Genomic DNA, 24,616 nt, shown 5'->3' on the forward strand with positions numbered 1-24,616 from the left:
TAGAGGTTCCCTGTTGACTAGGGACAAGGGCGAGATTTTGGAATAATGTCTATTACAGAAACAAGCTTGGCGTCTTTCTATTATGCCTACGATTTAATGGACTTTGAAATAAATAATGAAAAAAAACATGTGATTCTCGCAGCGGTAGCTCCATGGCTGACGAACCATCCAGACTTTATATCTATGTTTCCACAGGTATTGGGTAGATTTTCGCTAGCAGATTCCCCCTTGAAAGTTATCGATGCATGCCAATCTGGAGGCATTTATTGGATAGTATTTCCTACAGCCAAGGGAGAAGAAACACTCGCCGACACGATCACCCATACATCTGCTTCTTCCTTATCCCCCGTAGAAACACAACATATCTTGCATCATGTGTTACGGGCGAGCAAACAGATTGCCCCTAAAGGCGGGTTCGGATTCTTGGAGCCTGGGGCTATTTTCCACCAAGATGACAGCTACCGGCTTTTGAATGCGCCATTGGCTATTATTTTACGAATATTACTCAGTTCAACAGACGAGGAAAAAAAACAACTAGCCTTGCAATCTGCCTATCTTAGCCCTCAAATTGCCAGTGGCATTCTGCCAACTCCACAAGATGACACCTTTTCGATAGCCTGTATTGCCTATCATCTGCTGTGCGGAACCCATCCATTTGCAAACGCCAACAGCTTGCAAGCGCTTGCTGACCATATGAATCCAACGCCACTCACGCATCTGAAGCCAGAACTACAAGAAAGCCTACAACGCGGCCTATCATTGGAGCGTCACTTACGCCAATCATCCCCATATGAGCTATTACACGCTTTCACAGAAGTGCCTGTGGCACCGGAACCTTCGAAACCTCGTTATTCTTGGTTCCCCAAGACCGCTCTTGCCGCTGGCATAGCTTTTGCGACTGTCATGGCAGGCTACTACTTGCACACACCGCAAACACAACAGACCATCGCCCCACAGCCACCAGAAGTTGCCATAACACCAATAGTAGAAAACGAGGCATCTCCACAAGACCATTCTTCGCCAATGGTAGCTGAATCACACGCCACCACTTCCTCGGAAGGTGATGCCCCATCAGCACAAACACTTCCCGTACCCCAAAAGCAAGCACTATCTGGGAAAGTTTCAGAAATTACCCCTAGCAATCAGGTAAAAAGTAAGCCTACCGAACCCACATTAACATTAACGCCTACAGCAAGCGTCGCATCAGCATTGACGAATAAAAAACTTTCCACCACATCGGCCCCGTTAACAAACAGTGACGTACCTAAGAACAACCAAGCTGAAAAACAACTGGCCAATCAAGATATTAACAACACAGACCCAAGTCGAAACGTTGTTCGCCAACTTGAAACACCTCACGCCCCAATCCCGAGCTGGCAAGAAAAGGTGGCCACAACACTAGCGGATCAGCCTGTTGCTGAAGACCACCAATATCCTTATGAGCCTCGCATTGAGCAATCCGCGACCCTCGCCACACATCCCACTTCTGCATCTCCGTTAAAAGTCATACAGGTAGGAAAAGATTCTTTTGTCATTAAAAGGGCTGGATCCCCACCAGCACATCAAGCCTCAATGCCTGCCCCCTCATACGCAGTAAAAATGTCATCTACTGACAAAAACACCCTTATCATCACTACCGAGTGATCACTCGCCTAATGCTGGGCAATTTTACAAAAAAATGCCCAGCTTTCTTGCATGCACAGGCCACACATCTAGTGACAACGGACATTTGCCGCTCCGCGCTATTAATTGGCTTCGTGAAACAACGCCCGTTCAATCCGTTGGTCTGGGACAATCCACATCAACGCCACCAGCACATAGATAAGCACCGACAGCCCGCTTGCCCACGGCGCGATAAGCACCGCCGCAGCGTAAGCCACCGACGACGACTTGCCCTTCCAATCCTTGTCCACAGCCTTCTTCAGCACAGAATCCACGCCCTGAGAGGCGATAATCAAACGCTGTAACAACCAGTAAGCCAGCGACGCCATGAACAGCACTACACCATAAACCATGGACGGCATGGCACCAAAATGGTTTTCCCCCATCCAACCAGTCGCAAACGGAATCAGCGAAAGCCAGAACAACAGGTGCAGGTTAGCCCACAGGATCTGCCCAGTGACGCGCCGCACTGTATGCAGCATGTGGTGGTGGTTATTCCAGTAAATGGCGATGTACAAAAAGCTCAACACATAGCTGAAAAACACCGGCCATAGTGGCAATAAGGCAGATAATTCCTCGCCATGCGGCACCTTGATTTCCAGCACCATGATGGTGATGATGATGGCGATGACACCATCGCTGAACGCTTCCAGACGATTCTTTTCCATATATATTCCTTTGTATGAGCAGTCTCATGGTATTTACCTGTCTTCACGCCATGGGTCAACAAAACATGGCATGATTCTTCCGGCAGCGGAAAGCACGGTATTACAAATCCGTAATATGGCAGAGGCAAGCTATGCGCAAATCCTGAAAAACCGCTACCATAAGCCGATTTTCCGTTTCACCGAGTTTTGCACCGAATGAATAGTCTGGAATGGCGTGTCACCGCTTCGCTGGCCGCAATCTACGCCGTGCGGATGCTGGGATTGTTCATGATCCTGCCCGTATTTGCGTTGTACGCACAAACCCTGCCCGACTCCACGCCAGCCTTGGTCGGCTTGGCGATTGGCATCTACGGTCTCAGCCAAGCCATTTTCCAAATTCCTTTGGGGCTGTTGTCTGACAAGGCGGGGCGTAAGCCGGTCATCGTTGGTGGCCTGCTGGTGTTCGCCTGCGGCAGCGCCATTGCCGCGATGGCACATTCCGTCTGGCTGATTGTGGTTGGGCGCGCCATCCAGGGCATGGGCGCAGTGGCCGGGCCGACCATGGCGCTCGCCGCCGACTTGACCCGGGAGGAAAACCGCACCCGCATCATGGCAGTCATCGGCATGGTCATTGGCATGTCCTTCATGGGCGGGATGATTCTGGGGCCGATCATCAGCCAGTTTGCTGGTGTGCCGGGCATTTTCTGGTTGACCATGCTGCTGGCGCTATCCGGCATTGCGTTGGTGGTGCTGGCCGTCCCCACCCCCGTCCACAGCACCCAACACCGCGACACCGGCATTATCAAGGGCTATCTAGGCAAGGCACTCAACAACCCATCCCTGCTACGGATGAACATCGGGGTGTTCATTATCCATCTGGTGATGACATCCAATTTCCTGGTGCTGCCCGGCATTTTTGTCAACGATCTGGGGTTGGCACGCCCTGAACACTGGAAAGTGTACCTACCAGTGTTTGCTGGCTCTTTCCTGCTGGCCATCCCACTGATCATCATTGCTGAGAAAAAGCACAAAATCCGCACCCTGCTGCTGGGGAGCACCGCCGCCTTGTTGTTGGCGGAAGTCGGCATGGCGCTGGGGCATACCCATACCGGCTGGCTGCTCGCGTCATTTTTCCTGTTCTTCGTCGGCTTTAACTTCCTCGAAGCGGTGCAGCCGTCATTGGTGGCGAAATATTCTGACGTCAATACCAAAGGCACGGCTATGGGCATCTTCAGCAGTGCGCAGTTCCTCGGCATTTTTGCGGGTGGATCGCTGGGCGGCATGGTTCATCATGCCTGGGGTGAAACCGGCGTCTTCGCTTTTTGCGCCATCGTGGTCGGCGTCTGGTGGTTGTTGGCGCTGCAACTGCCACAGCCCAAATTCTACGCCAGCCAATTGCTGAAACTGGACCCGCTACTATTCTCCGACAAAACACGCTTGCATGAAGATTTGCTGGCCGTGCCGGGCGTCAAGGAAGTCGCCGTGGTCGCCGAGGAAAGCGTCGCCTACCTGAAAGTCGACAAGGAACAGCTGGATCAAAACGCGCTCCGTGCATTTTCGGCAGCGCCCGCATAGCCGCATTTCAGCCAAGATGCGGGCATGTCAGGCAATGGAATCAGTCATAGCCCAGCACCACAACCCGATCCACATCCGTTTCATGCAACCGAATAGGGGAATCAGGATGCACGGGACGCTCTATACCCTGAGTTTGGGGAGGAACGTGTCCCTGAGGGTTTTCTTGCAACGGTTGCTTGTCTTTTTCGTTGTGATTGCTTGAATGCATTGTAGTGCCTGCCTTACTGTTGTTGGATTTAATCTTAAGTAAATAAAAAAATAACATAACTTGGCTGAAAGCCAGCTTGCTGTAACCCCCTTAATTGCTGGAAGGATCATAAACAAGTGGCCGTCAACAGAAAAAATCGCCCTGTTTGCTTACGGCAAGTCCGCCGTGCCGAATTTTACCCTCACCCGCAACTGCCGCCATAGATCCTGTGGCAAACTGTCCGGGAACAGAACCAAACTATACAACTTCCCCGTTTGGGAACGCAGGTTCAGCACACATAACCACGGATGCAAGAAACTGTTGCCCTCCAGCCGGACAAAACGGCTGCCATCAGTTGTGCGCAGCAGGCAATTATCCACTTGATAAAATGTCATCTCCCGCACCGCATACGGAAACGAACGCGTAATATGCAAACGCCAGTAATACCAGCCGGAAAAGACTATCGCCAGCGCCAACAACAACTTTCCCCATAGCGCCATGCCGGGCAGCAACGCCACGGCAAGCATTGTCACGGCATGACTTCCCAGAATAAACGCGGCCAGCCAACGGGAAACGACAGGTTGCAAGTAAAGCGGTGGCTGGCTGTTCACCGGCTGGTCAGCAAATCAGGGCGCGTAGCAACGCCCGGGCGTTCGCCATTCCCGCCACCAGATTCTGGCGGATTTCATCCATGCTGATTTCCTTGCTCTCCTTGCCTGCCGCCCAGTTGGCCACGACAGCGCAACTGGCATAACACAAGCACAACTCACGGGCGAGGGAGGCTTCCGGCATCGCCGTCATGCCGACGACATCACAGCCGTCACGCTCCAGGCGGGCAATTTCCGCCGCCGATTCCAGGCGCGGCCCCTGAGTGGCGGCGTATACGCCGCGCGGAACCACATCCAGATTGGCGCATTCCGCCGCCGTCAGCAATGCGATGCGCATGTCCTGGCAATATGGCCAAGAAAAATCAACATGGGTGACATGGGTCAACCCATCTTCAAAAAAAGTGTGCGCACGGCCATAGGTGTAGTCGATGATTTGGTCGGGAACGGCCAGCCGTGTGGGTGCCATCTCTGGCGTAATCCCCCCAACCGCCGCAATCGCCACGATTTTTTCCACACCCAGGCTTTTCAGCGCCCACAGGTTGGCGCGGTAATTGATCCGGTGCGGCGGAATGGTGTGGGTATAACCGTGCCGGGCTAGAAAGACGATCCGCTTACCTTCGATCATGCCGTGCGTCACCGGGCCAGACGGCTCCCCGTAAGGCGTATGCACCACCTCGCGGTGGATCACTTCCAGCCCTTCAATCTCTGTCATGCCGGTACCGCCGATAACGGCAAATTCAATGCTCATGTTTATAATCCCTTGACTGCGTAAATGCCGTTGGCGTTGCGCCAGTATTCCTTATAATCCATCCCAAATCCAAATACATAGCGGTCGACCAGTTCAAGAGCGGAAAAATTACGCTCAATCCCATCCACCCGGCGGTCATGCTGCTTGTCGGCCAACACCGCCACCTTGACGGACGCCGCGCCCTGTTCCCGGCACCAACTGGCGATTTCCCGCAGGGTATAGCCTTCATCAAGAATGTCATCCACCAGCAACACATGGCGACCTTTCAACGGTGTATCCGGCTTATGCAACCAGGTGATGCTCTTGCTGCCGCTGGTTTTGCCCCGATAACGGGTGGCATGCAGGTAATCCTGCTCCAACGGAAAATCCAGGCGAGTCAGCAGATGCCCGGTGACGATCACCCCGCCGGTCATGACGCATAAAACCAACGGATTCTTTCCACCAAGTTCTGCCGTAATTTCCTCCGCCATACAGTCCAAGACAACCGCGATTTCTGCGGCGGAATGCAGCAGGTCAGCTTCTTCCCGCGCCAAGGCAGCCTGTTCTGGTGTAATGTCCATAAACTTGTCTGCTCCTCCAAAGTAACTGGCGCCATTCTAAACTTAAATCCATCCGGCTTCATGAAAAAACTGTAAATCTTGGAGGGTAGCTATTGCAATAAATCAATCAGAATATTATGATTTGCTTATATTAAGTCCCATCTCTTTAACACGCCAATGGGCGTTTGATCCGCTAGAGGTATATTGCATGAAACAGACCAAAATTGTACTACTCGCTACGCTCCTGGCCGTATCTGGCGTTGCTTCTGCCGACTTTTTTGACGGCTTTGACAACGGCAACGGCGTTGGCCAAGGCACTGGCTCCGGCCAGGCCAACACCAGTGGCTATGGTCAGGGCTATGGCAATGGCGCAGGCGACGTCAATGGTTGGGGTCGTGGCCGCGGCAACGCCGACGGCGATGTTGACTTCAGCATCACGTTCAAAGGCAAAGGCAAAACTGACATGAACTCTGATGTTTATGGCAGTGGCCGGGGCGACACCGCCGCCAACCTGTATGGCAACGGCTACGGTTATGGCAATGGTTACAACAACCTGTACGGCTACACCAACTCTTACACCAACAGCAGCCCATGGGGTGGTTATCCATCATGGGGTGGCTACGGCATGCCTAACATGATGCAGCAAGCTCCTGCAGTCCAGGGGCAAGCCCCTGCCGCTATGCCAATGCAGCAAATGCCTGGTTATGGTTATAGCCCAATGATGATGCCTGGCTATGGTTACGCCATGCCACAGACGCCAAGCTTCGAACAGCTCCAGAAACAGATGGAAGAACAGCGCGCCCAAGCTGAAGCTTTCTTCAAGAAGATGGAAGAACAGCGCAAGGCCATGGCCGCACAGCAACAGCCTGCTGCGCCTGCCGCCGCCCCTGCTGCTGAAGCCAAAACTGAAGCTGCCCCTGCCGCCCCTGCTGCAGAACAGAAGTAAATTGGAATGACAGACACACCCAACGGTGTCGATGCGTAATGACAAAAAGGGGCGTGATTAATCACGCCCCTTTTTCATTTACCGCGTGGATTCCACACACTCGCGGATCAGTTCCGGCCCCCGGTAAATAAATCCACTGTACACCTGCACCAGCGAAGCCCCTGCCGCCATCTTGGCTTGCGCATCCGCTCCGGAAAGGATTCCTCCCACCCCGATAATGGGAATGCGGTTATCCATATCCGCACGGAACTGGCGGATAACCTCCGTCGAATGTTGCGTCAACGGCCCTCCGCTCAGGCCGCCCTGCTCTTCCCCATGCAATAACCCCGTGACAGCCGACTTATCCAGTGTGGTGTTGGTCGCAATCAGCCCGTCAATCGCCACGGACGAAAATACCGCCGCCATTTCACGGATCTCTGTTTCCGTCAGGTCAGGCGCAACCTTGATCGCCACCGGCACATAACGCCCGTGCTGTTGCGCCAATTGCGCCTGTTCCTCACGCAGGGTATGCAACAGCCGCTTCAGCTCATCGCCATACTGCAACTTGCGCAAACCCGGCGTGTTCGGCGATGAAATGTTCACTGTAATGTAATGTGCATGCGGATACGCCTTGCGCAAGCCAATCAAGTAATCATCCTCCGCCTGTTCCACCGGCGTATCGAAATTCTTGCCAATATTGATGCCAAGAATCCCCTGGTAACGGGCTTGGCGAACATTGTCCAGCAGGCGATCGACACCATGGTTGTTGAACCCCATCCGGTTGATGACTCCCTGCACTTCAGGCAGGCGGAACAGGCGCGGCTTGGGATTGCCCGGCTGTGGGCGCGGCGTGACTGTGCCAATTTCGATAAAACCGAAACCGAGCGCCGCCAACGCATCGATGTATTCACCGTTTTTGTCCAACCCGGCAGCCAATCCGACCCGGTTCGGAAAGTCCAGCCCCATTACCCGCACCGGAGCGGAAGCAACGTCCGGCAATTCGCTTCCGCCAGCAACCAGCCCCATGAGGCCAGCCTTATTGGTCAGGTTGAGGGCGTTGAGCGTCAGATGGTGGGCAGTTTCAGCAGGAAGCAGGAACAGGAGGTCGCGCAGGAGTGTATACACAGGAAAATCCCCGGTTTTGACTGGAACCGGGGATTATCGGGGAATCAGGCAGCGTTTTCCAGCGCAGCAATGCGTTCTTCAAGCGGTGGATGGGTCATGAAGATTTTGCGCAAGCCAGTGCCCAAACCACCAGCGATCCCGAATGCCGCCATCTCGCCCGGCAGGTCATTGACGGCATGGGCTTGCTGTAGGCGCTTCAACGCGCTGATCATTTTGTTCCGGCCAGCCAGATTGGCACCTGCCGCATCCGCGCGGAATTCACGCCAGCGGGAGAACCACATGACAATCGCGGTCGCCAGGAAGCTCAGGAAAATTTCCGCCACCATGGAGCCAATCCAGTAGCCGATGCCAACACCGTTATCGTCGTCGTCACGGCGCAGGAAATTGTCAATCGCCAGACCAATCACCCGGGCGAAAACGATCACGAAGGTGTTCAGCACGCCTTGCAACAAAGTTTGCGTCACCATATCGCCATTGGCGACGTGGCCGATCTCATGCCCCAGCACGGCCTCCACTTCATCCGCACTCATATGCTCAAGCAAGCCCTGGCTAACTGCCACCAACGCATTGTTGCGGTTGGCTCCGGTAGCGAAGGCATTGGGTTCCGGCGAATAGAAAATGCCGACTTCGGGCATGCCGATGCCGGACTTTTCAGCCAGACGGCGCACGGTTTCCACCAACCAACGTTCTTGGGCTGTGCGCGGCGTTTCAATGATTTCCACGCCCATACTACGCTTCGCCATCCACTTGGACATCATCAAGCTGATGAAGGAACCGCCAAACCCGAACACGACCGCCATCACCAAGATGCCGCCCATCGTGCCGCCATGCAGATTAATGCCGAACACCGCGCTGATGATATTCAGCGTAATGAACAGCACTGCCATGACGGCCAAGTTGGTCAGCGCCAACATGATTATCCGCATCATTTTTTTAACCTCTATATTGGAATGTCATGCCATGAATATTAGGTGATGCAGACCGCGATTCAAGTTTTCCCTACTGATTACCACCAATCTCCAGACCAGTAACATGCTGGAAGCCTTTCGGCAGCAATTTGCCGCGCTTGCCACGCTCGCCACGGTACTCCTCCAACTCAGCGCCCTTGATGGCTTTGAACTTTTTACCTGCTTGCACCAGCAAGGCTTCATCCTGCGAGATGATAGCGGCGAACAGCAGGGTTTCATCAGCGATCCCCAGCCCGCCCTTTTTCAAGGAAATCAGCTTGTTGCCCTTGCCTTTGGACAACACCGGCAAGTCCCGCAAACTGATCACCAGCAGACAACCGGAGGATGACGCCAACGCCAGCACGTCAGTTTCCCTATTCCTGACCAGCAGAGGCGGCAGGATCATGACATTGTCGCCTGCCGTCAGCGTCACCTTGCCCGCCTTGACCCGACTTTGCATGTCGCCTAACGGACACAGGAAACCATAGCCCTCAGCTGAAGACAGCAGGTGCTGGTCGCTATCCCGACCCATCAGCGCATACCGGAAAATTGCCCCGGCGGGCGGTGCCAGTTTTCCGGTAAGCGGCTCCCCTTGCCCACGCGCCGACGGCAATGCATTGGCGGGCAACGAGTAAGTGCGCCCGGTGCTGTCCAGCAGCACCACCGCCTGACTGGAGCGCCCTCGCGCTGCACACAAAAAACTGTCGCCCTGTTTGTAACTGAGGCTGGCCGGATCAATGTCGTGGCCTTTCGCGGCGCGTATCCAACCCATTTTCGACACCACCACCGTCACCGGCTCGGCGGGCGTCAGCGCGGCCTCATCCAATGCCTGCGCGGCGGCGCGTTCCTTCAGCGGCGAACGGCGGGCGTCGCCATACAGCTTGGCGTCCTCCTTCAACTCCTTGCGGATCAGGTTGGTCAGCTTCTTGTCGGAGCCAAGCAGGGAAAGCAACTCTTCCCGCTCTTTCTGCAACGCATCCTGTTCTCCACGGATTTTCATCTCTTCCAGGCGCGCCAGCTGGCGCAGTTTGGTGTCGAGGATGTAATCAGCCTGTATTTCAGTCAAATCGAAGCGTTTCATCAGCACCGCTTTCGGCTCGTCTTCGGTGCGGATGATGTGGATCACTTCATCAAGGTTGAGGAAAGCAGTAAGCAAACCTTCCAACAAGTGCAGGCGCTTTTCCACCTTGTCCAGACGCCATTGCAGGCGGCGTGTGACGGTCTGACGGCGGAATGCCAGCCATTCGGCCAGAATCTGCCGCAAGTCCTTGACCTGGGGGCGCCCATCCGTACCGATCATGTTCATGTTGACGCGGTAACTGCGCTCCAAATCGGTGCTGGCGAACAGGTGCGACATCAGCATGTCCACGTCCACCCGGTTGGAGCGCGGCACAATCACTAGGCGCACCGGCTGTTCGTGGTCGGATTCGTCGCGCAAATCCTCCACCAGCGGCAATTTCTTCGCCTGCATCTGCCCGGCGATCTGCTCCAGCACCTTGCTGCCGGACACTTGGTACGGCAATGCAGTGATCACAATGTCGCCGTCCTCCAGTTCGTAACGGGCGCGCATCTTGAAAACGCCATTGCCCTTTTCGTAGAGGCTGACGAAATCCACCGCCGGGGTGATGATTTCCGCTTCGGTCGGAAAGTCGGGCGCAGGCACAAACCGGCACAACTCCGGTAGCGTTGCGTAGGGGTGATCCAGCAGGTGAATACAGGCGTCGACCACTTCGCGCAAGTTGTGCGGCGGAATGTCGGTCGCCATGCCAACAGCAATCCCGGTAGCCCCATTCAGCAACACATTGGGCAGGCGCGCAGGCAGGATGGTTGGCTCTTCCAACGTGCCGTCAAAGTTGGGTGCCCAGTTGGCCGTACCCTGCCCCAGTTCCTGCAACAGCACTTTGGCGTAGGCGGTCAGGCGCGACTCGGTATAACGCATGGCGGCGAAAGATTTCGGGTCATCCTGCGAACCCCAGTTGCCCTGCCCATCCACCAGCGGATAACGGTAGGAAAACGGCTGCGCCATCAACACCATCGCCTCATAACAGGCCGAATCACCGTGTGGATGGAACTTACCCAACACATCGCCAACTGTGCGCGCTGACTTTTTATGCTTGGACGCTGCGTTGAGGCCGAGTTCCGACATGGCGTAGACGATGCGTCGCTGCACCGGCTTGAGGCCATCGCCGAGGTGTGGCAAAGCGCGGTCAAGGATGACGTACATCGAATAATCGAGGTACGCCTTTTCGGTGTATTCCTGCAACGGAAGGGTTTCAATACCTTCGTAATTCATGCCAATCCTTGTTCTTTTGGGACAGTTGGGATGGGCGGTATTGTATACGGCCTTCGCCGGGAATAAACCTCTTCCTTTTTTCCTAAAAAATTAATACCGCCCGTGATACTTGGTCACGTAGTTGGTCATTTCCACCAGTTGCAGGTTCATGCGCCGCAGGATGCCGTGCACAGTGCGCATGATGGCGCGCATGACCTGATAGACCAGATGCGGATCCTCATCAAGCAACTTTTCGAGTTCGGGACGGGTCAGGCTAAAGACTTCAACATTGTTCAGGGCGCGAATGGCGGCGCTGTGCTCAAGACCGTCAATAAAACCAAGCTCACCCGCCATCTCGCCGGGACGCAACACTTGCAGCACTACCCAGTCACCGCCCCCCGTCAGTTTGACCACCTCCAGTTCACCGGAAGTAATGATATGGATGGAATCATCCTGTTGCCCTTCTTCAAGCAACATCATGCCTTTTTCAAGGCCACGAGCCGTCACAACACTGGCAAGTTTTTCGCATTGCTCCGGACTCAGTTCGAGACCCAGCGGCGACTGTTGGATGATACTGGCGTTAATAATGAAATTTGGACTTTGGTTAGACATGATGCTCCTCCTCTGCTGTTATGGTATTAGCAAAGTAATGCATCGGGCGGTCTTGCCGTTTGATAATTCTCAAACTTCTAACTTTTACGCCACATAAATACAATCCAGTAGAATGCCGCCGCTATTATTGTAAAGCTGATCAGGCTATTGATAGGGTCTAGTGAGCTGGCCATGAAAATGGACGGCGCGGGCAGGGCTGAATCCTCATAATCCATGATCAGCACGGCAAACAGGTTATTGGCGGCGTGGACGCCAATCGCCAATTCCAGAGAATTGCTTTTGACCGTAATAAATGCCAGAAACAAAGCCAGCAAGAAATACAGCAACGGCACCAGATAAGCGTCTTCCGCCATTTCCGGATTGGTCAGGTGAGCCGCCATGAACAGCAGCGAAGAACCCACAATGGGAATCGCCTTGTTGCTGGTCAGCCTTCCCAATCCCTGCATGATGTAGCCGCGAAACAGCAACTCCTCCGCCGCCGCCTGTAACGGCGTAACCACCAACGCCACCGGCAGGAACAACAGGAACTGCCGCGCATCAAATGTCACCTGATATTCCCCCGGCTTGAACATGGCCTCAACCAACGTAGCCAGTGCAATCAGGGTAAAAAACACCACAAACCCTTGCAGGACACGCCGCCAATCAATTTGCTCAAGCGGGGTCACGACTGTCCGCAGATAGCGTTGATGGACAAAGCGGACAGCGAAATAAAGCCCCAGCAACATGCCCAAAATGGTGAAATTGATGCCAAGATAAGGCCAGATGCTGTCAACCCCTTCAAACCTCAGATTGCCAAGATCAACATTGGTGGAAGGGTCAGAATCGCTTTGCACCATGACAATCAGCAACATCAACGGCAGCGCACCGATAACCTGCCAAAAGAACGCTATCAGTACGATGCTGACAAGGTAACGCCACCAATTATTTTTGCCGAGGCTGGCAAGGGTAAGATAATGTGTATTCATTATTTTTCCTTAATTGTCTAAATCACATCACACAGAGTGTAGCTTATATTTTGCCGAACGTATGTCTTATCAGACAATCCTGTCAAAAATAAAAATCAACAAGAAGCTGATCAACGTGAAAAAGTGATGACAAAAGGATGAAATGAATGGATAAATTGCCTATTTCAAGGAAGAGCAGGCGTCAAGCAGCGCCACATGGGACTCAGCCAGCCGGTAGTAAACCCGATTGGAAACTTTATTGGACGACAGTAAGCCCTTGTCGCGCATAATGGCCAAATGTTGGGAAACATTGCTTTGGGTTGTGCCAACATGATCGACAATGTCCTGAACGGTCATTTCAGTGTTTTTCAGCAGGCACATGATTTTCAGCCGTAACGGATGGGAGGCCGCCTTCAGGGAGCGGCACGCCGCTTCAATGTTGTCATTATCGACCGGCACGCCATCCAGTCTGATGCGATAATCCAGATCACTCATTAATATCACCCGTATCCAGGTAGTCTGTAAAATGTTCGGCTAGCGGGTTAAAAATTGTAAATTAGCATATTAGAATGCGCTAAATTATAGGAACTTTCCACCAGCTTGTCACTTTAAGCCGGAAAAATTATTGTGTTGCAGTATGTATTCAAACGTTTGCTGGGCGCATTGCCCACCTTGCTGATAATCGTCACCCTAGCGTTCTTTCTGGTGCGGCTGGCTCCGGGTGGGCCATTTGACCGCGAGCGCCCGGTTCCACCGGAAATCGCCGCCAACCTTGACCGTGCCTACCATCTCGACCAGCCGTTGCCGGTGCAATACGGCTATTACCTGCTGAACGTGGCACGGGGGGATTTCGGCCCCTCGTTCAAATACAAGGATCACAGCGTCAATGAGCTGATTGCGGCGGGATTCCCCATATCCATGCAGCTTGGCGTCACCGCCATGCTGCTGGCGTTGCTGCTGGGCATTCCCGCCGGGATGCTGGCAGCGCTGAAACAAAACCAGCCACTGGATCATGCAGTGATGGCGTTGGCGATGACCGGCGTCACCATCCCCAATTTCGTGATGGCACCGCTGTTGGCGCTGGTGTTCGGGGTATTCCTGCGCTGGTTGCCGGTGGCGGGCTGGGATCAGGGCTGGAAATCGGCGGTGCTGCCGGTGGTGGCGCTGGCCCTGCCGCAAGTGGCGTATGCGGCGCGGATGATGCGCGCCAGCATGCTGGAAACGCTCAACAGCCCACACATCCGCACCGCGTTCGCCAAGGGTTTGCCGCTGGGGCTGATCCTGCGGCGGCATGTGCTGAAAGGGGCGCTGTTGCCAGTGATCTCCTGGCTAGGGCCGGCAACGGCGGCGATCATCACTGGCTCAGTAGTGATCGAGCAGATTTTTGGCATCCCTGGGATCGGGCGACATTTTGTGCAAGGCGCGCTGAACCGGGATTACACGTTGGTGATGGGCGTGGTGGTGTTTTACGGGGCGTTGATCATCGCCATGAACCTGCTGGTGGATGTGGTTTACGGGCTGCTTGACCCGAGGGTGCGCTATGAATGACGCAAAGGATTGCCCCCCTTCCCTGACCCTTCCCCCACAAAGGGGGCAGGGAGAAAAGAGTGGGGGAAACTTGAATCAAAGCTTGTGGGGAAAGGCTTGGCGGCGGCTATTACGTAACCGGATGGCGGTGGGCAGCGCGCTGGCATTGCTGGCGATCAGCTTGTTGTGCCTGCTCGGCCCGCTGTTCAGCCCACACCCATTTGACGAAATCTACTGGGACAACATGGGGACACCGCCGGATTGGGCGAATGGTTTCTGGTTCGGCACGGATGCGAATGGGCGCGACCTGTTCGTGCGCACGCTGATCGGCGGGCGAATTTCGCTGATGGTGGGCTTGGCAGCGACCAGCGTCAGCCTGTTGATCGGGGTGCTGTACGGTGCCGCCGCAGGCTACCTGGGCGGGCGCACCGATGCGCTGATGATGCGTTTTGTGGATGTGCTGTACGCCCTGCCCTTCATGTTTTTCGTCATCCTGCTGATGGTGTATTTCGGGCGCAGCATTTTCCTGATCTTTGTGGCGATCGGCGCGGTGGAGTGGCTGACGATGGCACGCATCGTGCGCGGGCAAGCACTGTCGTTGAAAGGCCGTGCATTCGTGGAGGCGGCGCGGGTCAGCGGGGTCAGCCATTTCGGCATTATCCGCCGCCATATCGTGCCAAACACGCTGGGGTCGGTGATCGTGTACGCGACGCTGACGACACCGCAGGTGATCCTGTTCGAATCGTTCCTGAGCTTTCTGGGGCTGGGAGTACAGGAGCCGCTCACCAGTTGGGGCGTGCTGATTGCCGAAGGCGCGGCGCAGATGGAAACCGCGCCCTGGATGCTGCTGTTCCCGGCGGGGTTTCTGGCGGTGACGCTGTTTTGCCTCAACTTTCTGGGGGATGGGCTGCGGGATGCGCTCGACCCGAAAAGCATCTGAGCAGGTATAATCTCCCTATGCCATTACTTGACATCCAACAATTACAAGTCCGCTTCAATACGCCGGAAGGCCCGGTGGAAGCCGTGCGCGGGGTGGATTTGCAGCTCGAACCGGACGCAACCCTGGCGGTGGTGGGCGAATCGGGCGCGGGCAAAAGCCAGCTGTTCCATGCCGTGATAGGCTTGTTGCCACGCAACGCCTGCGTTGACGGGCAGGCGCGTTTCGCCGGAACCGAATTGTTGCGCCAGCCAGCCTCGGTGCTGAACCAGTACCGGGGAAAACAGATGGCGATGATTTTTCAAGACCCGATGAGCGCGCTGAACCCCCTGCTCACCATCGGGCGGCAACTGACCGAAGTGCTGGAAACCCATCAGCGCATGCGGGCGAAACCGGCGCGGGACAAGGCCATCGCCATGCTGGAGCAGGTGCGCATCCCGGACGCCGCGCGCCGTTTCCACAGCTACCCGCATGAAATGTCCGGCGGGATGCGCCAACGGGTGATGATTGCGATGGCGCTGCTGTGTGAACCGCAGCTGCTGATCGCCGATGAACCAACCACCGCACTGGATGTGACCGTGCAATCCGAAATCCTCGCCCTATTGCGCGACATCCGCGCCCGCCGCGCCATGGCGATTGTGCTGATCACCCACGACCTGCCGCTGGCGGGTGGCCTGTGTGACCAGATTGCCGTCATGCGCCATGGCAAAGTGGTGGAAAGCGGCGCAACCGACAGTATTTTCCAACAACCCCGCCACCCTTACACCCGCGAATTGTTGGCAGCGCGACGCTGAACATTTATAGCCCCCGATAGTCTAAAATCAGGAAGATAACGGGAGGGAACATTTATGAACACAGCAAGCCGCGTCCTGTCAGGCTGCATCATCGCCATCAGCAGCCTGTCACCTATCAGCGGGTGTGCGGCGACAACGCCCTCAACCCCTGTTGCATCCGCCGCGCCCGTCAATTTGTCCCCGCCCAACTTCGCCGAAATGTGGCAGCCCGGTTGGCAATGCGGACAGGAAGCCCCCGTCAGCAAAGCGCTGGTGCAATCCATGCTTGATAATCACGCGCTGTATGGCTATGCCCTGAATGATGTTCCGCTACCGATGCTATTGGGGAAAAATCCTGCCCAGTCAGGCTCCATCCTGTTCACTGAATCCCAGGGCAGATGGCATGCCTGGCCAATTGCGGAGGGCGGCGAGGTGCTGGCGGCCTACAGCACACCCGCCTTCAACCGAGTGATGCTGTTCGCCACCTGGGGACGCCAGGGGCCGGGCAATGATTACATCCTGCTGCATGGCAAACACCAACTGGGTGAGTTTGGCTGTTCTGTTATCCACCTGCCTGCGGAACTGAACCGCCCTGACTGGGGCAACCAGTATCCTGCCATCCAGGCGTTCAACATGGATGCGGAAGGGCGCGGAACCTTGGTCACCGCTGCCAACCAGCCCAAAGGGCGAGCCGCCACCACCCGTTGGTATCAGTACGCCTCGCCTGATTGGGGCAGAAACTGGGGTGAAGCCGCCCCTGTCGCCAGCGTACCTGCCAAGAAAGGGGGCATTTTCCAGCCAATCCGGGAAATATCGCCCCCCACATGGTTTGTGCGCCGCCTGCTGGCCAGCAGCAATTGACCGTTGGCTTTCCGTGCGATCATTCCGCAGCCGAGAACAAACCATGACGGGCGAACACGTCCAGCAGGTGCTTCACATTGCTGCCAATTTCCTTTTCCAGCCCCGGACCAGTGGTTTGTGACTGCTTGCCGCCAGGAATTTCCAGGCGGCCATCCAGCACTGCCGCATTCAAATGTTGGGCAAGCTCCGCTACCGTGCGTGTGCCATCCAGCTCCTGCAACAGGCGGCGGGAAAATGCATCCAGACTAAGGGCCTGATGGCGGATGGTGGCAATGCTTCCCCACCCTTCCGCCGCCTGCAAACGCGCCAATGCCGATGCCTGGGGATATTCCGGCACCCCTGGCCGGGAGACGCAAGGCTCAAGACGCCCGTAAACCGCCCGATAGCTATACAAGCTGAACAGCTCGCTCACCAGTTCATGGCGTTCCCCAGCGAAATTCGCGCCGCCCGCCTCCCGTACCCGCGACTCCGCCTGCGCAAAAAGTTCGGCAAAATCCGGCGTATAGGGGTGGACTGCCTGCAAATACAGCAACGCCGCCTTGCTCAACGGGTGGGAAACATTCAATTCACTGCCATCCGGCGTCAGAAAAACCGCCGCCTGGGTGTTGCTGAGGTTCGCCTCGCCCTGCAAACGCAAACTGGCGCTGAAGAAAAAGGTGGTGAACACGTCGATGTCGATTTCCCGCTCCAACGGCAGGTCGGCACGGCACAACAAGCTCTTGCGGAACGCCCGCATCCGCACGAAATCCATCCACTGTTCGTGCTGCAAGGGGTCGTCAATATCGGCCAGCGCCGCCTGGGCCGACTGGCCCAGGGTCGTGTCAAACAAGGTGTGCAGGTCGGTTTCACATACATATTGCAAGCCATGCCGTTCGGCGTCCGCCAGAAACTCGCTGAACAGAAAGGCGTTGTTTTCGGCAGCCAGATATTCATGCAACAGGTAGCTGGGATGCGCGTCCAGCAGGTAGGCGATTTCTTTCTGCATGTAGCGTTGGCTATCCGCTTCCGCACCCTGCAATGCCTGTTGCAGACGTTTGAGGGCAGCAATCGCGGCCTGGTATTTGGCGTCCGCGCCAGAAGCTGGGCGGGTGGCGTGCAACAGCAGGTCACGCAGGCTACCGCGCATCCGCCAACCAGGCAGCAAATTGTAGCTGATGTAGGCCAACCCGTTCGGCGTCAGGCAGTCGTGCGCCAGTTGCAGTATTTTCTCCCGCACCGCAGTCGGAGCCCAAGAGTACACCCCATGCGCGATAATATAATCAAACTGGCCGATCACAGCGGGTTCCAGTTCCAGGATGTCGCCCACCGCCAACCGGATGTTCGGCATCGCCAGTTGCCGGATGATACGTTGGCCAATCTCGACCTGAGGCGCGGAAAGCTCCACCCCGACAAACTCGCTGCGCGGCAACGACCAAGCCATTGGAATGATATTGCCACCAGTGGCCGACCCCAGCTCCAGCACCCGGCACTGTTGGGCGGTGGCCGTCTGAACACCAAACAGCCTCCCCAGCGCTGCCAGATTATCAGGATGCGTCTCGGGAAATGGATTGGTTTCGTAGGTGAGTTCGTCGTAAAAATCGACCATTGCGACCGGCGTTCCTGTGATTGATCATTCTACATTGTCGCGGCATTCGGTCGGCAGGTACAGTCAAAATCAACGCAGCGGCAACACCACCAGCATCCTGAACTCAGTACGGGGGCCATCCTGGTTCCTGATCCAGAAATTCTGCGCCGCCACTTGCCGATCCGATAATGTGATGAATTGCATGTCATAACCAGAGGCCACTTTTACACTATCATAACGTTGTGGATTGGCGGCAGCACTCCAGGCCACATCGCCCGTATTCACGTTGAGGATATAGGCGGAAGCCACCGGCGCATTCAAATGATTTTCTGCAATCAGTTTATACAGTTCCCGCTGCATGGACAGATCATCATCAACCGGCCCGAAACGGCCATTACCGTCATAATTCAGATGACCAAGCAAATCGTAGAGCAACTCACCCTGCACTTCCGGATTTGCTGCCGCCTTATAGGGAAACACCAGCGAGGACGCCGCCAGGAAAGCCAGCATCAGCCCCATCAGGGCAATGCCCAAGGCAAACCTACGGGCAATGACATGACGAGCCAACAACCATTGAGGCATATTCTTCAACCTTATCTAAACACTCAATGTTACAGAGTATAGACCAGAACCAGAAAGATGAATGCTGCCTGAATGGATTAGTTCAAAAATTTTTATATCGTCCGATAAACGGACTCAAGGTAAGCGTAAACTGCAAATAGCCCCATCGCTTCGCCCCCCACCGGACGCCCCGCCCGTTCATGGGTATTCCACGCCATAATATCAAAATGCGCCCAGGCAACGCCTTTCGGCACAAATTCATTCAGGAACAACGCCGCCGTGATCGCCCCGCCATAACTGCCGCCACTGTTGGTGAAGTCCGCGCAATGGCTCTTCAACTGCTCAAAATAAGGCTGATGCAGCGGCAGATTCCAGATCAGCTCTCCGGCAGCCTCTGACGCCGCCTGAAGCTGTGCGGTCAGCTCCCGGTTATTGCTGAAGAAAACCGGAATTTCCGTACCCAACGCCACTCTTGCCGCGCCGGTCAGGGTGGCGAAATCCAGCAGCAATTGCGGTTTTTGCGTGGCGGCCTCATTCAGGGCGTCACACAGCACCAGCCGTCCCTCGGCGTCGGTATTGTCCACTTCGACCTGTTTCCCGGCACGGGTGGCGAGAACGTCCCCAGGGCGAAAGGCATCCCCACCAATGGCGTTGTCCACCGCCGGGATCAGCACCCGCAAGTGCACCGGCAACTTCAATTGCATGACCAATCTGGCAAGCCCTAGGACATGCGCCGCGCCACCCATGTCCTTTTTCATCAGGCGCATGTATTGGGAAGGCTTGATGTCCAGCCCGCCAGTGTCGAAACAGACGCCCTTGCCCACCAGCGTGACGGACGGGTGCATAGGGTTCCCCCAACGCAATTTCAGCAGCCGGGATTCATGCGCGCTGCCGCGCCCTACCGCATGAATGGCAGGGTAGTTTTCCGTCAACAAGTCATCACCGACGATTTCGCTGAAATCCGCCCCAAACGCCTGCGCCAACTGTTCAGCCGCTGCGGACAGATGTTCCGGCATCATGTGGTTGGCGGGCTGGTTGATCAGATCCCGCACCAGCGTCACCGCCTGGATATAGGCTTGCGCCTTGTCCTGCAATTCCGGCAGATACAGGACTGGCTTGGGTTTGTTGTCCGGCCTGAGATATTGTTCAAACCGGTAGCCACCCAGACCCCAACCGATACTGGCGAGCAAACGGTCGGATTCTGCCCATGCGCACTCCAGATGGTAACAGCCGCCCGGCAATTTGCCCGGCAAACTGGCAATCGCCCAACGCGCGTTATCCGCCTCGTCGTAACCCGCCAGCACCTTGCTGATTCCGCCCCGGCCATCAGGCAACAAACAGAGCTGCCCTGCCTTGGCGCTGAAATCGTGCAATTTCGCCCACCGCCGCTCGGCCTCAGGCAGGGAAGGCTCCAGCGCCTCCCAACCTGCTTTGCCCAGAGGATAAATGGCGATGGAGCTGGCCGGTTTTTCCTGTGTAAACATGTGTTCCCCTGTCAATGGCGGCAATCCTGCCACCAGCATGGCGTGCTGTTGATAAAGTCCAGCAGCGCCTGATATTTCGGTGCTTGGCTGGTTGGCTGGGTAATGTATTCCTTGACGCCCCACGGGCCTTGCTTGTTGTAGACGCGGGGCGCGGTGTAGTGCATCAGCAACGTGCCGCCTTCCGCTTTCCAGCCATTCAGGAAGCGGTCGTAAATGCCGCGCATCCGTGGGTCGCGGTTGGCTGCATACAGCAATGGGTTGGGGAATTCGTCATCCGTGCGGGTTTGGAAATCCGCCAGCCCCTGGCCTGCCTCATACGCCACCAACTGCACGCCGTATTTGTCCGTGATCGCTTTCTGGGTGCGGATATACTCCATGACCTTGTCATGCGAATAACGGTAGGCCGGATTGGTGATCAGCCCCAGCGCGTCATCCACGCTCTTGATGGTGCGCACTTCGGCATGGCCGCCAAACACATACGGGCCAATGGCGAACGCATCGGCATGCTTATAAGCGTCATTTTGGCTCAACACAATTTCAGTCAGCTGCGGATTGATGGTCCAGCCTGACAGAATGCGCACCAACCGCTGCGAACCGCCGAACACGTCTTCCCAAATTTTGAAGATTTCCACCGAACGCTGCGAGTAGTAGCGATAGCCAGCGCGCTTGGCGTTGGAATCCAGCCCCAGTTTCATGCCCATATCGATCATGTAATTGCCTTGGGTGAAAATGGTGTTCCAGGTTTCGTTGCTGTATTCAATATGCGGTTTGAGGTTGCGGTTCAGGTGCTGTTTCACGTAAGCCGCGTATTGGCGCACGTAATTGTCATCCGCCGCATGTGGCAGCGTGAACCAAGGGTCAGCGTTCGCACGGTTGGCCAGCTCCACCATGATTTCCAGCGGCGCGCCACGGGTGCCTTCCTTGCCACCCCAGGCCGCCTCGGTCAGCTTGTGGCGCTGATCCCAGGTCTGGATGGTGCTACGGGTGACGCCGCTCATGTTCATGAAGCGGATGGCGCGGAAATCCTTCATGAAATTCATGAAATCCGGATTGAAAATGATGCTGCCAGCATGCTCCACAAAAGACTGGTAATCGCCGCTGCATTCGGAAGCGGAGGCAACGCGCTTAAATGGGTTGCCCGCGCAAATGCCACCCGGCGGCAGGATGCGGATATTGCGCAGGTAATTCTGTGGATTGCTGCGGGTGATCAGCATCGACGCATTCAACATGCCATCCGCGCCTGCGTCGATCTTGATGGTGTCATAACCCTGCCCGTGTTCCTGCAAACTGGCGTCATTCATGTACTGGATGTCGCCCTCCCCATCATACAGGACGGTATAAACGCCAGCCGGGATGACAGCGGCGGGCAGGTTGGAAAGGAAACGGGTTCCCGCTTGCCCACCGTTGAGGTTGGCTGGCCAACCGTCCGTATCGTAGAGGACATTGCCTTTGGTCAACCACGGGCTGGCTTCGGCGAACGGCAGCGCCGCGTGCATCAGGTCGACGAAAGGCATGCTGGCGTCGCTTTCTGTCACTTCATTGGTGTTGGTGCCGATGGGGGAAGCGGAATTGGCAGTGGAATAAGCGCCCCTTGACGCCGTCATGGCAGCGGTTGAGGCGGTGCCGGATGTCAGGGAGGTGGAATCGGAACGGGATGGGTTGTTGCCTGGGGCAGAGCCGCAGCCGGAAAGTCCCAGCAGCAAAACACCTCCAACAACTGCCAGTCGGGTCAGGTCAGCCAGCATAATTAGTCCTTTGTGCAAAATTCTTGTGAGTTCATATTTCCAAATGAAGTCTAGCACGAGGTTTTCGCTTCTGCGATGGATATGCTTTTGGGAAGAACTTCAATGATCCCCATCCACGTAATACCAGCGCCCGCCCTCTTTCACAAACCGGCTGGCCTCATGTAACTGCCCAGTTTGCCCTCCCTCCCTGTAGCGGGCGATGAACTCCACCAACCCTTGCGCATCCTGCCCCCCACCCTGCTCCGTGCGCACGATTTCCAACCCCAGCCATTCGGTTGGCGGCAGTTGCAGCAAGCCTTTCCGGTTGGGCCGGGTGCTGCTGTGCCAACTGCGGTGCAGATATGCGCCATTGCGCAGGACATAAGCGCTGTAACGCGAACGCATCAATGCTTCCGCTGTCGGCGCGGCCTTGCCGTCATGATACTGACGGCAGCATTGGTGATAGGTTTTTCCTGAACCGCAGGGGCAATGATCCATAAATACCGGCATCCTGTGCGTTACACATCAAAGCACGGATGTTACTGGGAGCCTGTCAGCCTGCCAACCAATGATAGCCCGCTGTTTCAGCGCTTATTGACACTGCATGCGCAGCAACTGTGCTGGCTCGCCATCGGCAAACGCCTGCCGATCCTGCAATGTCAGCGTACAGGCCGCTGCCAGCTTTTCGCCCAGACGAATGCGGCTGACATCCTTGTAAATCAGAATCGCACTACCGGTTGAATCCGCCATGGTGATATCCAGATGTTTGCCATGCAAGTCCTGCGCGGCAGGCAACGGCAACAGGAAATTCAGGTTCAGGTGATTGTCAGGCGATAAATCCATGTGGAAATCCGTCGCCGCCGCCAGCGCCAAAGGTTTGCCGTCAAGGCTTAGGTTGGTGAAATAATGCAGCTTGCCAAGATCAGCAATAACCTGTTGGCCAATGGTTTGCAGGGTTTCAGCGCGCTTGGCGGCGGACAAATCCTCGCCTTCCAGCAGCATATCCGTGACTTCGGTATCGTAAAACCAGTTCATGCGCACGCCGGTCAGTTCGCCATTGGCGTTTTCCTGCAACTGCGAAGCAACATCGAGCTGGTAATGGAACCCGTGCGCAAACGCCTGCCCACCCAGGGCCAGCAACAACACGGAAAGGTATGGCAAGCGATTCAGGCGCATCCCGCATTCCCTTGAATAATTTCATGAAAAAATAGCTAACGGTGGGCAAACATCAGCGTCAGCACCATCAGTGCGCTGGCCGCCACCCAGGAACCCAGCACCCGGAGAACAACACCATCCAACAAGGTCCGCAGCCCCAACGCCAACAGCGCCAACAACAACAGCGCCAAGGTGTCAGCGACTGCTACGCCAGTCATGAAAGCATAAATTTTCATCGCTTTCATGCCGGGAATCATCGCTGGGGAAGAATCCATCCCCAGCAAAACACCGGCGACAGCGGCCAGCAACAGATACAACCACACCGGCAAACGCAAGCGCAACGCCAGCAAGCAACCCGCGCCGCCTGCGGCGATCAGCAGGGGCATGCCGATACCCCACCGCACCCCATACAGCTGGGCCGACCCCAGCCCAACAACTATCGCCACCGCGAAAGCCAGCCAGCCTGTACGCACAGGCTGCGCACCTTGCTGCCCCAGCAACAGGCCCAATCCCGCCAATACCATCACATGCGCTGGAAAGTGCCAAAAATGGCCCAATCCCCGCAGAAAAAACTCCATCATCGATTCAAACAACCAGCAGCCCGGTCAACAGGCCGACGCCTGCCAACGCAATCACGGCACCGCCAGTACGGACAGTCACCGCCCCCCAATGCCAGCGGGACAGCTCGCCAAAAGCGATGCCTGTCAAATGCAGCAACCCGGTCGCAATCACAAAGCCCAGGCTGAACAGCAGTGGGTTGGCAGCTTCAGGCAATTCCGTCCCGTGCGCATGGCCATGAAAAATGGCGAAGACCCCAACCAACACCGCCGCCACCCACAACGGCGGGCGCACCGCCAACGCCACCATCAGCCCCAACACTAGCGCAGAAGCGGCAATACCCGTTTCCACCGCAGGCAGGGGCACGCCGATCACACCCAACGCGCCGCCGAAAGCCATCACCAACGGGAACACCACCGGCAGCACCCAGATGGCCGGACGCCCCAGAAATGCGCCCCACAATCCCACCGCCACCATCGCCGCCACATGATCCCAGCCAAACAGGGGGTGGGTGAAGCCGCTCATGAACCCGCCGCTGATGGTGCCGGGGTCCACATGCGCCAGCGCCGCCGAAGTCGAAAGGGCAAACAACACCAGCACGCCTGCAACCTGTTTCAGTAATGAAGCCATCAGTCCACTCCCGTCAATAAGCCTTGATGTGCAGGAATTGTAGCCTAAAAA

At 56.0% G+C, this 24,616-nt stretch carries 26 protein-coding genes; 8 read left to right on the forward strand and 18 right to left on the reverse strand.

Annotated features, from left to right (window positions below):
* Nucleotides 1–45: 45 nt before the first annotated feature.
* On the forward strand, nt 46–1,644 hold the full coding sequence (locus VSS37_RS16365) for a protein kinase family protein (protein ID WP_324696931.1): 1,599 nt from the start codon (nt 46–48) through the stop codon (nt 1,642–1,644).
* A 101-nt stretch (nt 1,645–1,745) separates the two neighbouring features.
* Here VSS37_RS16365 and VSS37_RS16370 read toward each other — a convergent pair whose 3' ends face one another.
* On the reverse strand, nt 1,746–2,330 hold the full coding sequence (locus VSS37_RS16370) for a TMEM175 family protein (RefSeq protein ID WP_324696933.1): 585 nt from the start codon (nt 2,328–2,330) through the stop codon (nt 1,746–1,748).
* A gap of 70 nt (nt 2,331–2,400) precedes the next feature.
* Between VSS37_RS16370 and VSS37_RS16375 the strand changes: the two genes are divergently transcribed.
* Together VSS37_RS16375 and VSS37_RS16380 are read left to right on the forward strand one after the other, a co-directional pair.
* Nucleotides 2,401–2,529: a hypothetical protein gene (locus VSS37_RS16375; protein WP_324696934.1), complete on the forward strand. Its 129-nt coding sequence runs from the start codon at nt 2,401–2,403 to the stop codon at nt 2,527–2,529.
* Nucleotides 2,526–3,884 carry an MFS transporter gene (locus VSS37_RS16380; RefSeq protein WP_324696936.1) on the forward strand — a complete coding sequence of 453 codons (1,359 nt, stop codon included), beginning with the start codon at nt 2,526–2,528 and terminating at the stop codon, nt 3,882–3,884. Before VSS37_RS16375 ends, VSS37_RS16380 begins: the two co-directional genes overlap by 4 nt.
* 357 nt (nt 3,885–4,241) lie before the next feature.
* Here the strand turns inward: VSS37_RS16380 and VSS37_RS16385 are convergent, their stop codons facing one another.
* Genes VSS37_RS16385 through VSS37_RS16395 form a run of 3 tightly spaced genes read right to left on the reverse strand, consistent with a single transcriptional unit; the run spans nt 4,242 to nt 5,987 of the window.
* Nucleotides 4,242–4,682, reverse strand: coding sequence for a protein YgfX (locus tag VSS37_RS16385; protein WP_324696937.1), 441 nt, complete (start codon nt 4,680–4,682; stop codon nt 4,242–4,244).
* Between the two features lie 7 nt (nt 4,683–4,689).
* Nucleotides 4,690–5,427: an S-methyl-5'-thioinosine phosphorylase gene (locus tag VSS37_RS16390; protein ID WP_324696938.1), complete on the reverse strand. Its 738-nt coding sequence runs from the start codon at nt 5,425–5,427 to the stop codon at nt 4,690–4,692.
* Nucleotides 5,428–5,429: 2 nt separating this feature from the next.
* A complete protein-coding gene (locus VSS37_RS16395; protein WP_324696940.1) occupies nt 5,430–5,987 on the reverse strand; it encodes a hypoxanthine-guanine phosphoribosyltransferase in 558 nt (185 codons plus the stop codon).
* Between the two features lie 187 nt (nt 5,988–6,174).
* Between VSS37_RS16395 and VSS37_RS16400 the strand changes: the two genes are divergently transcribed.
* Nucleotides 6,175–6,912 (forward strand): hypothetical protein, encoded by a 738-nt coding sequence (locus tag VSS37_RS16400; RefSeq protein ID WP_324696942.1) that lies wholly within the window; start codon nt 6,175–6,177, stop codon nt 6,910–6,912.
* A 78-nt stretch (nt 6,913–6,990) separates the two neighbouring features.
* Here the strand turns inward: VSS37_RS16400 and VSS37_RS16405 are convergent, their stop codons facing one another.
* The 6 genes from VSS37_RS16405 to VSS37_RS16430 form a co-directional block, all read right to left on the reverse strand.
* Nucleotides 6,991–8,016, reverse strand: coding sequence for a quinone-dependent dihydroorotate dehydrogenase (locus tag VSS37_RS16405; protein ID WP_324696943.1), 1,026 nt, complete (start codon nt 8,014–8,016; stop codon nt 6,991–6,993).
* 44 nt (nt 8,017–8,060) lie between these two features.
* Nucleotides 8,061–8,945, reverse strand: a complete 885-nt coding sequence (gene htpX, locus VSS37_RS16410; protein WP_324696944.1) for a protease HtpX — start codon at nt 8,943–8,945, stop codon at nt 8,061–8,063.
* A gap of 70 nt (nt 8,946–9,015) precedes the next feature.
* Entirely contained in the window at nt 9,016–11,256 is a 2,241-nt protein-coding gene (parC, locus tag VSS37_RS16415; RefSeq protein ID WP_324696946.1) for a DNA topoisomerase IV subunit A, read from the reverse strand.
* Between the two features lie 90 nt (nt 11,257–11,346).
* A complete protein-coding gene (locus VSS37_RS16420; protein ID WP_324696948.1) occupies nt 11,347–11,847 on the reverse strand; it encodes a cyclic nucleotide-binding domain-containing protein in 501 nt (166 codons plus the stop codon).
* A gap of 77 nt (nt 11,848–11,924) precedes the next feature.
* Nucleotides 11,925–12,812: a CPBP family glutamic-type intramembrane protease gene (locus tag VSS37_RS16425; protein ID WP_324696949.1), complete on the reverse strand. Its 888-nt coding sequence runs from the start codon at nt 12,810–12,812 to the stop codon at nt 11,925–11,927.
* A gap of 159 nt (nt 12,813–12,971) precedes the next feature.
* Nucleotides 12,972–13,286 (reverse strand): ArsR/SmtB family transcription factor, encoded by a 315-nt coding sequence (locus VSS37_RS16430; RefSeq protein WP_324696951.1) that lies wholly within the window; start codon nt 13,284–13,286, stop codon nt 12,972–12,974.
* Between the two features lie 132 nt (nt 13,287–13,418).
* Here VSS37_RS16430 and oppB point away from each other — a divergent pair, with 132 nt between their 5' ends.
* From oppB to VSS37_RS16450, 4 genes are all read left to right on the forward strand, one after another.
* Nucleotides 13,419–14,339 carry an oligopeptide ABC transporter permease OppB gene (gene oppB, locus VSS37_RS16435; RefSeq protein WP_324696952.1) on the forward strand — a complete coding sequence of 307 codons (921 nt, stop codon included), beginning with the start codon at nt 13,419–13,421 and terminating at the stop codon, nt 14,337–14,339.
* Between the two features lie 70 nt (nt 14,340–14,409).
* Nucleotides 14,410–15,258: an ABC transporter permease subunit gene (locus VSS37_RS16440; RefSeq protein ID WP_324696953.1), complete on the forward strand. Its 849-nt coding sequence runs from the start codon at nt 14,410–14,412 to the stop codon at nt 15,256–15,258.
* 17 nt (nt 15,259–15,275) lie between these two features.
* Complete coding sequence (locus tag VSS37_RS16445) at nt 15,276–16,049, forward strand: ATP-binding cassette domain-containing protein (RefSeq protein ID WP_324696955.1); 774 nt, start codon at nt 15,276–15,278, stop codon at nt 16,047–16,049.
* A gap of 54 nt (nt 16,050–16,103) precedes the next feature.
* Nucleotides 16,104–16,889, forward strand: coding sequence for a hypothetical protein (locus tag VSS37_RS16450; protein ID WP_324696957.1), 786 nt, complete (start codon nt 16,104–16,106; stop codon nt 16,887–16,889).
* 19 nt (nt 16,890–16,908) lie between these two features.
* Here the strand turns inward: VSS37_RS16450 and VSS37_RS16455 are convergent, their stop codons facing one another.
* The 8 genes from VSS37_RS16455 to VSS37_RS16490 all read right to left on the reverse strand — a co-directional run bounded on the left by VSS37_RS16455 (nt 16,909) and on the right by VSS37_RS16490 (nt 24,565).
* Nucleotides 16,909–18,474 carry a methyltransferase regulatory domain-containing protein gene (locus VSS37_RS16455; protein WP_324696958.1) on the reverse strand — a complete coding sequence of 522 codons (1,566 nt, stop codon included), beginning with the start codon at nt 18,472–18,474 and terminating at the stop codon, nt 16,909–16,911.
* Between the two features lie 69 nt (nt 18,475–18,543).
* Nucleotides 18,544–19,035, reverse strand: a complete 492-nt coding sequence (locus tag VSS37_RS16460; protein ID WP_324696960.1) for a hypothetical protein — start codon at nt 19,033–19,035, stop codon at nt 18,544–18,546.
* A gap of 92 nt (nt 19,036–19,127) precedes the next feature.
* Complete coding sequence (locus tag VSS37_RS16465) at nt 19,128–20,498, reverse strand: leucyl aminopeptidase family protein (RefSeq protein WP_324696962.1); 1,371 nt, start codon at nt 20,496–20,498, stop codon at nt 19,128–19,130.
* Nucleotides 20,499–20,509: 11 nt separating this feature from the next.
* Nucleotides 20,510–22,243: a hypothetical protein gene (locus VSS37_RS16470; RefSeq protein WP_324696963.1), complete on the reverse strand. Its 1,734-nt coding sequence runs from the start codon at nt 22,241–22,243 to the stop codon at nt 20,510–20,512.
* A gap of 99 nt (nt 22,244–22,342) precedes the next feature.
* Nucleotides 22,343–22,720 (reverse strand): YchJ family protein, encoded by a 378-nt coding sequence (locus VSS37_RS16475; protein WP_324696965.1) that lies wholly within the window; start codon nt 22,718–22,720, stop codon nt 22,343–22,345.
* Nucleotides 22,721–22,813: 93 nt separating this feature from the next.
* Nucleotides 22,814–23,398: a DUF1007 family protein gene (locus VSS37_RS16480; RefSeq protein ID WP_324696968.1), complete on the reverse strand. Its 585-nt coding sequence runs from the start codon at nt 23,396–23,398 to the stop codon at nt 22,814–22,816.
* Nucleotides 23,399–23,433: 35 nt separating this feature from the next.
* The gene (locus VSS37_RS16485; RefSeq protein WP_324696970.1) at nt 23,434–23,958 is read right to left on the reverse strand and encodes a hypothetical protein; all 525 of its coding nucleotides are present in this window, start codon (nt 23,956–23,958) and stop codon (nt 23,434–23,436) included.
* Nucleotides 23,959–23,962: 4 nt separating this feature from the next.
* Nucleotides 23,963–24,565, reverse strand: a complete 603-nt coding sequence (locus VSS37_RS16490; protein ID WP_324696972.1) for a HupE/UreJ family protein — start codon at nt 24,563–24,565, stop codon at nt 23,963–23,965.
* Nucleotides 24,566–24,616 lie beyond the last annotated feature (51 nt).

The sequence above is a fragment of the Candidatus Thiothrix phosphatis genome, from assembly GCF_035668035.1.
GTDB classification, from domain to species: domain Bacteria; phylum Pseudomonadota; class Gammaproteobacteria; order Thiotrichales; family Thiotrichaceae; genus Thiothrix; species Thiothrix phosphatis.

Coding starts and splice junctions, on each gene's coding strand:
- VSS37_RS16455 (WP_324696958.1), bottom strand. CDS start 18,474: ATGGTCGATTTTTACGACGAACTCACCTACGAAACCAATCCATTTCCC.
- VSS37_RS16475 (WP_324696965.1), bottom strand. CDS start 22,720: ATGGATCATTGCCCCTGCGGTTCAGGAAAAACCTATCACCAATGCTGC.
- VSS37_RS16390 (WP_324696938.1), bottom strand. CDS start 5,427: ATGAGCATTGAATTTGCCGTTATCGGCGGTACCGGCATGACAGAGATT.
- VSS37_RS16450 (WP_324696957.1), top strand. CDS start 16,104: ATGAACACAGCAAGCCGCGTCCTGTCAGGCTGCATCATCGCCATCAGC.
- VSS37_RS16470 (WP_324696963.1), bottom strand. CDS start 22,243: ATGCTGGCTGACCTGACCCGACTGGCAGTTGTTGGAGGTGTTTTGCTG.
- VSS37_RS16395 (WP_324696940.1), bottom strand. CDS start 5,987: ATGGACATTACACCAGAACAGGCTGCCTTGGCGCGGGAAGAAGCTGAC.
- VSS37_RS16370 (WP_324696933.1), bottom strand. CDS start 2,330: ATGGAAAAGAATCGTCTGGAAGCGTTCAGCGATGGTGTCATCGCCATC.
- VSS37_RS16425 (WP_324696949.1), bottom strand. CDS start 12,812: ATGAATACACATTATCTTACCCTTGCCAGCCTCGGCAAAAATAATTGG.
- VSS37_RS16375 (WP_324696934.1), top strand. CDS start 2,401: ATGATTCTTCCGGCAGCGGAAAGCACGGTATTACAAATCCGTAATATG.
- VSS37_RS16365 (WP_324696931.1), top strand. CDS start 46: ATGTCTATTACAGAAACAAGCTTGGCGTCTTTCTATTATGCCTACGAT.
- VSS37_RS16485 (WP_324696970.1), bottom strand. CDS start 23,958: ATGATGGAGTTTTTTCTGCGGGGATTGGGCCATTTTTGGCACTTTCCA.
- htpX (WP_324696944.1), bottom strand. CDS start 8,945: ATGATGCGGATAATCATGTTGGCGCTGACCAACTTGGCCGTCATGGCA.
- VSS37_RS16420 (WP_324696948.1), bottom strand. CDS start 11,847: ATGTCTAACCAAAGTCCAAATTTCATTATTAACGCCAGTATCATCCAA.
- VSS37_RS16430 (WP_324696951.1), bottom strand. CDS start 13,286: ATGAGTGATCTGGATTATCGCATCAGACTGGATGGCGTGCCGGTCGAT.
- VSS37_RS16465 (WP_324696962.1), bottom strand. CDS start 20,498: ATGTTTACACAGGAAAAACCGGCCAGCTCCATCGCCATTTATCCTCTG.
- VSS37_RS16445 (WP_324696955.1), top strand. CDS start 15,276: ATGCCATTACTTGACATCCAACAATTACAAGTCCGCTTCAATACGCCG.
- VSS37_RS16380 (WP_324696936.1), top strand. CDS start 2,526: ATGAATAGTCTGGAATGGCGTGTCACCGCTTCGCTGGCCGCAATCTAC.
- parC (WP_324696946.1), bottom strand. CDS start 11,256: ATGAATTACGAAGGTATTGAAACCCTTCCGTTGCAGGAATACACCGAA.
- VSS37_RS16480 (WP_324696968.1), bottom strand. CDS start 23,398: ATGCGCCTGAATCGCTTGCCATACCTTTCCGTGTTGTTGCTGGCCCTG.
- VSS37_RS16400 (WP_324696942.1), top strand. CDS start 6,175: ATGAAACAGACCAAAATTGTACTACTCGCTACGCTCCTGGCCGTATCT.
- VSS37_RS16490 (WP_324696972.1), bottom strand. CDS start 24,565: ATGGCTTCATTACTGAAACAGGTTGCAGGCGTGCTGGTGTTGTTTGCC.
- VSS37_RS16460 (WP_324696960.1), bottom strand. CDS start 19,035: ATGCCTCAATGGTTGTTGGCTCGTCATGTCATTGCCCGTAGGTTTGCC.